The sequence below is a fragment of the Mixta theicola genome (assembly GCF_002895925.1).
Taxonomy (GTDB): Bacteria; Pseudomonadota; Gammaproteobacteria; order Enterobacterales; family Enterobacteriaceae; genus Mixta; species Mixta theicola.
Window position 1 is genome coordinate 293,222 of record NZ_NWUO01000002.1, and the last position, 11,880, is coordinate 305,101.

Consider the following 11,880-nt stretch of genomic DNA (forward strand, 5'->3'; position numbering starts at 1 on the left):
CATTGATTCTGTCTATGGAAAGTGAATATGGCCACACATGAAAAATCGACGCATACCGCTCTGCGCGGCTGGGATGCTGAAAATCCACGCTATTGGGAAAAAACCGGGAAAAAAATTGCACAGCGTAATTTATGGACCTCCGTTTTTGCTTTGCTTTTAGCCTTCTGCGTCTGGATGTTATTCAGCGCCGTGGCGGTCAATCTTAATAAAGTCGGTTTTCATTTCACTACCGATCAGCTGTTTTTGCTTACCGCCTTGCCTTCACTTTCCGGCGCGATTCTGCGCGTGCCTTATTCTTTTGCGGTACCGCTGTTTGGTGGACGGCAATGGACGGCGATCAGTACCGCTATTCTGATTATACCCTGCGTCTGGCTGGGGTTTGCCGTACAGAATCCCGCCACGTCGTATAGCGTATTTATCGTGATTTCGCTGCTGTGCGGCTTTGCCGGAGCGAACTTCGCCTCCAGTATGGGAAACATCAGTTTCTTCTTTCCCCGAGCACGACAGGGCAGCGCGCTGGGCATTAATGGCGGCCTGGGTAATTTAGGCGTCAGCGTGATGCAGCTGTTAACGCCGATGGTGATCTCGCTACCCCTCTTCGCCTTTCTTGGGGTCCACGGCATAGAGCAGCCGGACGGCGGCCGTTTATGGCTGGCCAACGCCGCGTGGCTGTGGGTGCCGCTGTTGATTATCGCAGTGCTGGCCGCCTGGTTTTTTATGGATACGCTGGCGGGCGCCCAGGCTTCGCTACGCGAACAGCTCACGGTGCTGAAACGCGGCCATATGTGGCTGCTGAGCCTGCTTTATCTGGCGACGTTCGGCTCCTTTATCGGTTTTTCCGCCGGGTTTGGCATGCTGGCGAAAACCCAGTTTCCCGACGTGGATATTCTTAAGCTGGCCTTTTTCGGGCCGTTTTTAGGCGCGCTGGCGCGATCGGCAGGCGGTATCATTTCCGATAAGCTCGGCGGCATTCGCGTTACCCTGGTGAACTTTATCCTGATGGCGCTGTTTACGCTGCTGCTGTTTTTCACGCTGCCGGGATACGGCTCCGGCAGTTTTATCGCCTTTTACGCCGTCTTTATGGGGCTGTTCCTGACCGCGGGTTTAGGCAGCGGCTCAACCTTTCAGATGATCGCCGTTATTTTTCGCACCCTGACGCGTAAACGGGTGCTGGCTTCCGGCGGCACCGAAGCGCAGGCGCAGCACGTAGCGGCCACCGAAACCGCAGCGGCGCTGGGTTTTATCTCCGCCATCGGCGCAATTGGCGGCTTCTTTATTCCTAAAGCCTTCGGCACATCGCTGGCGATGACCGGCTCGCCGGTCGGGGCGATGAAACTCTTTCTGGTTTTCTACATTGTCTGCATTTTGGTGACCTGGCTGGTTTACGGTCGCCGCTTTTCTAAAGGCTAATCACGGCATCTCCTTCGACCTGTTTTTCAGGTTATGCAATCTGAGCCATGTAACCGCAGGGAAACTCTCTGCCAGGAGTGGGTAATGAGCAAGTTAGTGGACAAGTTTCGCTATTTCCGTCAGAAAAGCGACACCTTCTCGGATGGACACGGACAGTTGATGAACAGCAACCGCGACTGGGAAGATAGCTACCGCCAGCGCTGGCAGTACGACAAAATTGTACGATCGACCCACGGCGTAAACTGTACCGGCTCCTGTAGCTGGAAAATTTATGTTAAAAACGGGCTGGTCACCTGGGAAACGCAGCAGACCGACTATCCGCGCACCCGCCCCGACTTACCCAACCATGAACCGCGCGGCTGCCCACGCGGCGCCAGCTACTCCTGGTATATCTACAGCGCCAACCGGCTAAAATATCCGCTGGTGCGCAGACGGCTGGTCGAGCTGTGGCGTGAAGCGCTGGCGCAGCATGGCGATCCGGTGCTGGCGTGGAACGCTATCGTCACCGATCCGGAAAAAAGCCGCAGCTATAAACAGGCGCGCGGGCATGGCGGCTTTATTCGCTCCGACTGGAAAGAGCTGAATACGCTGATCGCCGCCGCTAATATCTGGACCATCAAACACTGCGGCCCCGATCGCGTCGCCGGTTTTTCGCCGATCCCGGCCATGTCGATGATCTCCTACGCTGCCGGAACCCGTTATCTTTCGCTGATCGGCGCCACCAGCCTGAGTTTTTATGACTGGTATTGCGATCTGCCGCCCGCCTCGCCGATGACCTGGGGCGAACAGACCGACGTGCCGGAATCCGCCGACTGGTATAACTCCAGCTATATCATTGCCTGGGGCTCAAACGTGCCGCAGACCCGTACGCCAGATGCTCATTTCTTTACCGAAGTGCGCTACAAAGGCACGAAAACGATTGCCATCAGTCCGGACTACTCGGAAGTCGCCAAGCTGTGCGACCAGTGGCTGTCACCGAAACAGGGTACCGACAGCGCGCTGGCGATGGCGATGGGCCATGTGATCCTGAAAGAGTTCCATCTGGAAAACCCCAGCGAATATTTTCTCAGCTATGCGCGGCGCTACAGCGATATGCCGATGCTGGTACTGCTGGAGCCGGACGAGAGCGGCTATTACACCTCAGGCCGTCTGCTACGCGCCGCCGATCTGACCGATGCGCTGGGCGAAAGCAATAATCCCGACTGGAAAACCGTCGCGCTGAGTGAAAGCGGCGATCTGGTGGTGCCTAACGGTTCGATTGGTTTCCGCTGGGGCGAAAAGGGCAAATGGAACCTTGAGCCGCAGGCGGCAGGCAGCGAGGTACAGCTGCGCCTCTCGCTGATTGACGATCGTGATGAGGTCGTGGCGGTGGCGTTTCCCTACTATGGCGGTAATGAAAGCCCCAACTTCCGCCACGTTAAGCAGGATCCGGTGCTGCTGCATCAGCTGCCGGTGAAGCACATTACGCTGGCGGACGGCAGCGCCGGTCGCGTGGTCACGGTGTACGATCTGATGCTGGCGAATTACGGTCTGGATCGCGGGCTGGACGATGCCAACTGCGCGCAAAGCTACGATGACATCAAAGCCTATACGCCCGCCTGGGCGGAGCAGATCAGCGGCGTGCCGCGCAAAAATCTGGAGCATATCGCGCGGGAATTTGCCGATACCGCCCACAAAACGCGCGGACGCTCGATGATCATCGTGGGAGCCGGTCTTAACCACTGGTATCACATGGATATGAACTACCGCGGCCTGATTAACATGCTGGTATTCTGCGGCTGCGTGGGGCAAACCGGCGGCGGCTGGGCGCACTATGTCGGCCAGGAAAAGCTGCGGCCGCAAACCGGCTGGATGCCGCTGGCGTTTGCGCTGGACTGGACGCGTCCGCCGCGTCAGATGAACAGCACCTCTTATTTTTACAGTCACGCCAGTCAGTGGCGCTTTGAGAAGCTGAGCATCGGCGAGCTGCTGTCGCCCATCGCCCAGAAACAAAAATTTACCGGCCAGCTGATCGATTTCAACATCCGCGCCGAGCGCATGGGCTGGCTGCCCTCGGCGCCGCAGCTGAATATCAACCCGCTGCGCATCGCCGGGCTGGCGAAAGAGGCGGGGCAGTCTCCGGTTGACTACACCGTTGACGCGCTGAAAAGCGGCAAGCTGCGCTTCGCCTGTGAACAGCCGGACGATGGCAATAACCATCCGCGCAATCTCTTCATCTGGCGTTCTAATCTGCTCGGCTCCTCCGGTAAAGGCCATGAGTACCTGTTGAAATATCTGCTCGGCACCGACAGCGGTATTCAGGGCGAAGAGTGCGTCGGCAAGGGCGATGCGATCCCGGAAGAGGTGGAATGGCAGACCAAAGCGCTGGAAGGCAAGCTGGATCTGCTGGTGACGCTCGATTTTCGTATGTCCACCACCTGCCTTTATTCTGACGTGGTGCTGCCGACCGCCTCCTGGTATGAAAAGGATGATATGAACACCACGGATATGCATCCGTTTATTCATCCGCTCTCTGCCGCCGTCGATCCGGTATGGGAGTCGCGCTCCGACTGGGAAATCTACAAAGATATTGCCAAAACCTTCTCCACGCTCTGCGTTGGCCACCTGGGCCAGGAGACTGACCTGGTGCTACAGCCGATTCAGCACGATTCGTCCGGCGAGCTGGCGCAGCCCTATGAAATCAAAGAATGGCATAAGGGCGAGTGCGATTTGATCCCCGGTAAAACGGCTCCTAACATCGTCACGGTTGAGCGCGACTATCCGGCGACCTGGGAGCGCTTTACCTCGGTAGGCCCGCTGCTGGAAACCATCGGTAACGGCGGCAAAGGCATTAACTGGCATACGGCGAATGAGGTCGAACTGCTGCGCAAGCTGAACTACGTCAAGGCGGATGGCCCGGCGAAAGGTCAGCCGATGATCAATAGCGCCATCGACGCGGCAGAAATGATCCTGACGCTGGCGCCGGAGACCAACGGTCAGGTCGCGGTAAAAGCCTGGGAAGCGCTGGGCGAAATCACCGGCCGCGAGCATACGCACCTGGCGCGGCGCAAAGAAGAGGAGAAAATCCGCTTCCGCGATATTCAGGCGCAGCCGCGCAAAATCATCTCCAGCCCCACCTGGTCCGGCCTGGAGGATGAGCATGTCTCTTATAACGCCAGCTACACCAACGTGCATGAGCTGATCCCGTGGCGCACGCTTTCCGGGCGTCAGCAGCTTTATCAGGATCATCCGTGGATGCGTGCCTTTGGTGAAAGTCTGGTTTCCTATCGTCCGCCTATCGACACGCGCAGCGTCACGCAGCTGCAGCATATTCCCCCGAACGGCTACCCGGAAAAGGCGCTGAACTTCCTGACGCCGCATCAGAAATGGGGAATTCACTCTACCTATAGCGAGAACCTGCTGATGCTGACTATGTCGCGCGGCGGGCCGATTATCTGGATGAGCGAGGAAGATGCGCGTGAGCTGCAAATTAAGGATAACGACTGGGTGGAGGTGTTTAATATCAACGGCGCGCTCACCTGTCGTGCGGTGGTCAGCCAGCGCGTGAAGCCCGGCTCCACCATGATGTACCACGCGCAGGAGCGCATCACCAATATTCCCGGCTCGGAAGTTACCGGCATCCGTGGCGGCTTTCATAACTCCGTAACCCGTATCTGCCCGAAACCGACCCATATGATCGGCGGCTATGCGCATCTGGCCTACAGCTTTAACTACTACGGGACCGTCGGCTCTAACCGCGACGAGTTCATTATGATCCGCAAAATGAAAAACATTAACTGGCTGGATGACGAAGGTCTGGACCAGGTGCAGGGGGAAGCGCAATGAAAATACGTTCACAGGTCGGGATGGTGATGAACCTCGACAAATGCATCGGCTGTCATACCTGCTCTATTACCTGCAAAAACGTCTGGACCGGGCGTGAAGGCATGGAATACGCCTGGTTTAATAACGTCGAAACTAAGCCGGGCATCGGCTATCCAAAAGCCTGGGAAGATCAGGATAAATGGAAGGGCGGCTGGATCCGTAAAATCAACGGTAAGCTGGAGCCACGGCTGGGCGGCAAAGCGGGCGTGATGGCAAAAATCTTCGCTAACCCGGAGGTGCCGGGTATTGATGATTATTACGAGCCGTTCAGCTTTGACTATCAGCATCTGCATAACGCGGCGGAAGGCAAACATCAGCCGACCGCCCGCCCGCGTTCGCTGATCAGCGGCAAGCGGATGAAAAAGGTGGAATGGGGGCCGAACTGGGAGGAGATCCTCGGCGGCGAATTCAGCATGCGTTCCCAGGACAGCAACTTTGTGGCGATGCAGAAGGAGATGTACGGCCAGTTTGAAAACACCTTTATGATGTATCTGCCGCGCCTGTGCGAACACTGCCTGAATCCGAGCTGCGTGGCGACCTGTCCCAGCGGCGCGATTTACAAGCGCGAAGAAGATGGCATCGTGCTGATCGATCAGGATAAGTGTCGCGGCTGGCGCTTATGCATCAGCGGCTGCCCGTACAAAAAAATCTATTTCAACTGGAAAAGCGGGAAATCGGAAAAGTGCATTTTCTGTTATCCGCGTATCGAATCCGGTATGCCTACCGTCTGTTCAGAAACCTGCGTCGGACGTATCCGCTATCTCGGCGTGGTGCTGTATGACGCTGACCGCATTGCCGAAGCCGCAAGCACCGAGCATGAAACCGATCTCTACGAGCGTCAGCTTGAGGTGTTTCTCGATCCTAATGACCCGGAAGTGATTGCCGAAGCGCTGGCGCAGGGCATCCCGGAGAACGTGATCGATGCGGCGCAAAAGTCGCCGGTCTGGAAGCTGGCGATGGACTGGAAACTGGCGCTGCCGCTGCATCCTGAATACCGCACGCTGCCAATGGTCTGGTACGTGCCGCCGCTGTCGCCGATTCAGTCGGTGGCCGACGCGGGCGCGCTGCCGATGGACGGCGCGCTGCCGGCGGTGGAAACCCTGCGTATCCCGGTGCAGTATCTGGCGAACCTGCTAAGCGCGGGCGATACCGCGCCGGTGTTGCGGGCGCTCAAAAGGATGATGGCGATGCGTCACTATAAGCGCGCGCAAACGGTGGACGGCGCCACCGATACCCGCGCTATCGAGCAGGTTGGCCTGAGCGTGGCGCAGGTTGAAGAGATGTATCGCTACCTGGCGATTGCCAACTATGAAGATCGCTTTGTGATCCCAACCAGCCATCGCGAACTGGCGGCGGACGCCTTCCCGGAGCGCAACGGCTGCGGCTTTACCTTTGGCGACGGCTGTCATGGCAGCGACAGCAAATTCAACCTGTTCAACAGCCGCCGCATCGACGCCATTAATATCACCCACCGGGCGGAGGGCGAATAATGCTGATGCTGAAAGTCATTGCGCTACTGCTGGAGTATCCCGATAAAGCGCTATGGGAGGACAGGGACGAGCTGAACGCGCTGGTGGCGCAGCAGGCTCCGCAACTGCAGCCGTTCGCCGGCAGCTGGCTTAGCGGCGAGCTGCTGGACAGACAGGCGGAGTGGTGTGAAACCTTCGATCGCGGCTGCGCTACTTCGCTGTTGCTGTTTGAGCATGTGCATGGCGAATCACGCGATCGCGGTCAGGCGATGGTCGATCTGCTGGCGCAGTATGAGCAGGCGGGCCTGTTCCTCGACTGTCGCGAGCTGCCGGACTATTTGCCGCTCTATCTGGAGTATCTCAGCCAGCAGCCGGAGTCGGCGGCGCGCCAGGGGCTGCAGGATGTGGCTCCGATCCTCGCGCTGATTGGCGGGCGGCTGCAGCAGCGGGCCAGCGCCTTTAGTCAGCTGTTCGATACGCTGCTGACGTGGGCGGGCAGCCCACTGCGCAGCAGCAGCGTGGCCGGGCAGGTGAGCAAGGAGCCGCGGGATGATACCCGGCAGGCGCTGGATGCCGTCTGGGAAGAGGCGCAGATTAAATTTATCGACGACCAGGCGCAGGCGTGTGACACCTCGCTGGAAAAAGCGCATCAGCAGCGTTTTCAACAGCAGCCCATCCCGCAGTATCTGGATTTGTCAGCCGGAGGACCGAAATAATGCACTATCTGAACATCTTCTTTTTCGATATTTATCCCTATCTGTGCGGGACGGTGTTTCTGATCGGCAGCTGGTTACGCTATGACTACGGCCAGTACACCTGGCGTGCCGGCTCCAGTCAGATTCTGGATAAAAAGAATTTCCGCCTGGCGTCTAACCTGTTCCATATCGGGATCATCGGCATTTTCTTTGGTCATCTGTTTGGTCTGTTGACGCCGCACTGGGTCTATGAGCCTTTTCTCGCTATCGCTACCAAGCAGAAGCTGGCGATGATCGCGGGCGGGGTATTTGGCCTGATGGCGCTGGTCGGCGGCCTGATGCTGTTGAAACGCCGCATGTTTAATCCGCGCGTACGCGCGACCTCAAGCCGTGCCGATATTGTGATTCTGGGGATTTTGATGACTCAGCTTATCCTTGGGCTGACCTCGATTCTGTTTTCCTTACGCCATGTGGACGGCATAGGGATGATGAAGCTGGTGGGGTGGGCGCAGTCGGTAGTGACTTTCCAGGGGAACGCCTCAACCTGGCTGGACGGCGTTGAGTGGATTTATCGCGTCCATCTGGTGCTGGGCATGACGATTTTTCTGGTGTTTCCCTTTACGCGTCTGGTTCACGTCTGGAGCGCGCCGTTTGAATACTTTACCCGTCGTTACCAGCTGGTTCGGGCTCGCCGCTAACGGCTAAAAAAAATCCGGCGCCGTGGCAATAAGCGGTGCCGGATGACGAAATGCGTCTACAGCAAAGGGTTACACAGGAACTCACTAATAAAGTTAGTAAAGATTGCCTGAAAAGCAATGTCCATAACGTTTGTATGGCTAATTTTTATCCAGTTATGGCTGGCCCTGCCTGTTCCCCGTTTTATCCGGCCTGGCTGCGCGCGCGCGGAGCTATGGCGGCGGCACAGAGTGCGAAGCCGCTAAAATCGCGCTCCACTACACTTCACCGGAATCTTAAACGAGGGAAAAATAATGAATCCGGTTATTGACACACTGATTAATCACCGCAGCGATCGCAGCTATCTGGATAAAGCGGTCCCGGATACCATTCTGGATAATATTCTCCTGGCTGCTTATCGTGCGCCGACCTCAATTCACTCCCAGCAGGTTTCAGCGATCGTCACGCGTGACAAAGCCACCAAAGCCAAAATCGCCGAGCTGGCGGGCGGTCAGCCGTGGATTGCCCAGGCGCCGGTGTTTATCACCTTTGTGCTGGATATGTATAAAACGCGCGAGGCGATGAAGCTGATTGATGAGCAGCATATCGCCCATGAAAGTATTGAAAGCGTCGTTTCCGGCAGTACCGACGTCGGGATTGCGCTGGCCTCGGCAATGGCCGCTGCGCATGCGCAGGGACTGGGGGTGGTGCCGATTGGCGGGATGAGAAGAAGCCCGGCTGAATTTATCGATCTGTTCGAACTGCCGCCGTTGACCTTCCCGCTGGTCGGTCTGGCGCTGGGCTATGTCGATCGTCCTGCCGATCTGAAACCGCGTCTGCCGATGTCCACCTTCCGCCATGAAGAGAAATATCAGACGGAGGGCCTGGTTGAGAAGATTGGTCAGTTCAACCGCGAGCTGGAGCAGCACTGGCAGGATATTAAGCGTGACGGCGGCGAGAACTGGAGCCAGACCGTGACGAATTACTATAAAAATATCTACTTCCCGCAGGTGCTGCCAGCGCTGTTACAGCAGGGCTTCGGCAAAGATAAATAACGCCGTCGGGCAAGAAACGGAGGCGCTGGCCTCCGTTACCGGTTGTATGGCATAAACGTACCCGACGCTTCCTGGCGCGTATACGGTGACTGCCGCTTGACGACGCCTTTATCCCACTTCTGGCAGCCTGCCCAGCGCAATCAATAGCTGAATGGCAATCACGCTGATGCCGCAGAGAAATACCAGCAGCAGTAAAGGAGTGCCGCCTGCCACTTTATAATCTGCCGCGCCGTGCTGCTGACGGCTACGCCATACCAGCAGCGAAGGAATAATCAGCGCCAGCACCGCCAGCGCAACGCCAGCATAGCCAAGCGCCAGTACGAAGCCCTGCGGATAGAAAAGGGCAAACAGCAACGGCGGCAGAAAGGTCATCAGCCCGCTTTGCACCCGCCCTGTAACGTTAGCGTTACGCTTACAGGCATCGGCCAGATAATCGAACAGACCCAGCGACACGCCTAAAAAGGAGGTCGCCAGCGCCAGATCGGCAAACAGATGCACCGCCAGCTCAACGTGCGGTGAGGCCACAATCTGACGAATCGCCTGTAGCAGTCCGTTTAGTCCGGCATGAGTGGCGAGCAGGGCGCTGAAGGCGTTTTGGTCGATAGCGCCGAGCGTCGCCAGCTGCCAGAAAATATAGGCCACCAGCGGGATGGCGCTGCCGGTGATAAACACCCAGCGCAGTTTGCGCAGATCGCCGTTCAGATAGCTGATAATACTGGGCACGCTGCCGTGAAAGCCAAAAGAGGTAAAGATAACCGGGATGGCGGCCAGCACCAGGCCTTGTTCCAGCGGCAGCGTCAGCAGATTGGTTTGATGGATATGCGGCGTCATCAGCCCCAGCATAACCACCAGCAAAACGATCTTGGCGCTAAATAATACGCGGTTAAACATATCCACCATATGCGTGCCGACGCAGACAATGCTGCCGGCAACCAGCGTAAACAGCAACACGCCGCTGCTGGCGGAGATCTCAGTAGAGAACCACTGGCTCAGGCTGACCGCCAACAGCTCGCCGGCGCCGCTAATATAGGCGGCGGTTAGCGCATACAGCAAAAACAGCATGCTAAAGCCGGTCAGCCACTGGCCCGGTCGTCCGAGATAACGGCGCGTTAGCGTGCCCAGCCCGGTATCCGCCGAAGCGTGTTGATAGACTTCGACCAGGAGCAGCGCGGTATAACACATTAAGGCCCACAGCCCGATCAGCAACAGCAGGGTCACGCCGGGCCCGATACCGGCAGCCGCCAACGGCATGGCCAGCATACCGGCTCCGATAGTGGTGCCGGCCACAATAAAAATACTGCCAAAAGTGCGGTTTTTCACGCTTTCCCCTGAATTTACGGTGGCGCTTTTGTCATAGTGCGCGCAGGGTAAGGCAATCTTTACAGTGCGTCAAATCTTCATTACAGATCCATTCCCCGTCGCCTGCCTGGCCGGTTTAGCGTGGTAAAAACCTCCATTCAGCCGCAGATCCCGCCGTGTAGAAAATTAATCATCTTTTTACAGAAAAACCTTAACGTGATTTTTCGCACGCTCCATTGGCTATCTCCCTATATGACGCTTACTTTTAAAAAACGGGTTATTTTCCTGGCGTATATTTTCAGCTATCGCAGCTAAAAATCCGGCCTTAATCGTGCCGGTTATCCTGCATCTTTGTAAAAGGCAACAGCATGAAAAAAATCGGATTCCTGTCATTTGGTCACTGGGGACCTTCGTTCCAGTCGGCAACGCGTACCGCCGCTGATGCCCTGCAGCAATCGATCGAACTGGCCGTGGCGGCTGAAGAACTGGGCGCGGACGGCGCTTATTTTCGGGTGCATCATTTTGCCCGCCAGCTCAGCGCGCCGTTTCCCTTACTGGCGGCGGTTGGTGCGCGCACCCGGCATATTGAAATCGGCACCGGCGTGATTGATATGCGCTATGAGAATCCGTTTTATATGGCGGAAGAAGCTGGCGTAGCCGATTTAATTAGCGGCGGGCGCTTGCAGCTGGGCATCAGCCGTGGCTCGCCGGAACAGGTCATTGAAGGCTGGCGTTATTTCGGCTATCAGCCGCAAGAAGGAGAAAGCGATGCGGATATGGGACGGCGGCATACCGAGGTCTTACTTGATGTACTGCGCGGCGAAGGATTTGCCAAACCGAATCCGCAGCCTATGTTCGCCAATCCGCCAGGCCTGTTACGGCCGGAACCTTTTTCGGAAGGCCTGCGCGATCGTATCTGGTGGGGATCGGGTTCCAACGCCACGGCGGTATGGGCGGCCAGGCTGGGAATGAATCTGCAAAGCTCAACGTTAAAAGATGATGAAACCGGCGAGGCGTTTCATATTCAGCAGGCGAAGCAGATTCGCGCCTGGCGTGCAGCCTGGCTGGAAGCGGGACACGCTCGCGCGCCAAGGGCTTCAGTAAGCCGTAGCATTTTTGCGTTAGTGAATGATAAAGATCGCGCTTACTTTGGCGCCAGCAGGCAGGAGGGCGATCAGGTCGGTTACCTTGATGAAAAAACGCGGGCGATTTTTGGCCGCAGCTACGCGGCAGAGCCAGAAAAGTTGATTGCGCAGCTAAAGCAGGATGAAGCTATCGCGGAGGCGGATACGTTGCTGCTGACCATTCCGAATCAGCTGGGCGTTGATTATTGCGTTCACGTACTGGAAACCATTTTAACCCAGGTCGCGCCTGAACTGGGCTGGCGCTGAGTTGACAAACGGGCTGCCGGTA

General features: G+C 57.0%; 8 protein-coding genes. 7 read left to right on the plus strand and 1 reads right to left on the minus strand.

What is annotated here, in order from left to right:
- Nucleotides 1-27: 27 nt before the first annotated feature.
- From COO59_RS03925 to COO59_RS03950, 6 genes are all read left to right on the plus strand, one after another.
- On the plus strand, nt 28-1,410 hold the full coding sequence (locus COO59_RS03925; protein WP_103058534.1) for a NarK family nitrate/nitrite MFS transporter: 1,383 nt from the start codon (nt 28-30) through the stop codon (nt 1,408-1,410).
- Between the two features lie 84 nt (nt 1,411-1,494).
- Nucleotides 1,495-5,235 (plus strand): nitrate reductase subunit alpha, encoded by a 3,741-nt coding sequence (locus COO59_RS03930; protein WP_103058535.1) that lies wholly within the window; start codon nt 1,495-1,497, stop codon nt 5,233-5,235.
- Complete coding sequence (gene narH / locus COO59_RS03935; RefSeq protein ID WP_103058536.1) at nt 5,232-6,764, plus strand: nitrate reductase subunit beta; 1,533 nt, start codon at nt 5,232-5,234, stop codon at nt 6,762-6,764. The genes COO59_RS03930 and narH overlap by 4 nt, the downstream gene beginning before the upstream one ends.
- Entirely contained in the window at nt 6,764-7,459 is a 696-nt protein-coding gene (gene narJ, locus COO59_RS03940) for a nitrate reductase molybdenum cofactor assembly chaperone (protein WP_103058537.1), read from the plus strand. The genes narH and narJ overlap by 1 nt, the downstream gene beginning before the upstream one ends.
- Nucleotides 7,456-8,136, plus strand: a complete 681-nt coding sequence (gene narI, locus COO59_RS03945; protein WP_240614081.1) for a respiratory nitrate reductase subunit gamma — start codon at nt 7,456-7,458, stop codon at nt 8,134-8,136. Before narJ ends, narI begins: the two co-directional genes overlap by 4 nt.
- 291 nt (nt 8,137-8,427) lie before the next feature.
- Complete coding sequence (locus COO59_RS03950; protein ID WP_103058539.1) at nt 8,428-9,168, plus strand: nitroreductase family protein; 741 nt, start codon at nt 8,428-8,430, stop codon at nt 9,166-9,168.
- Between the two features lie 108 nt (nt 9,169-9,276).
- Here COO59_RS03950 and tyrP read toward each other — a convergent pair whose 3' ends face one another.
- Nucleotides 9,277-10,428 carry a tyrosine transporter TyrP gene (gene tyrP, locus COO59_RS03955; protein WP_409371617.1) on the minus strand — a complete coding sequence of 384 codons (1,152 nt, stop codon included), beginning with the start codon at nt 10,426-10,428 and terminating at the stop codon, nt 9,277-9,279.
- 407 nt (nt 10,429-10,835) lie between these two features.
- On the opposite strand from tyrP, the gene COO59_RS03960 reads away from it, so the two are divergent.
- Nucleotides 10,836-11,858 (plus strand): LLM class flavin-dependent oxidoreductase, encoded by a 1,023-nt coding sequence (locus COO59_RS03960; RefSeq protein ID WP_103058541.1) that lies wholly within the window; start codon nt 10,836-10,838, stop codon nt 11,856-11,858.
- Nucleotides 11,859-11,880 lie beyond the last annotated feature (22 nt).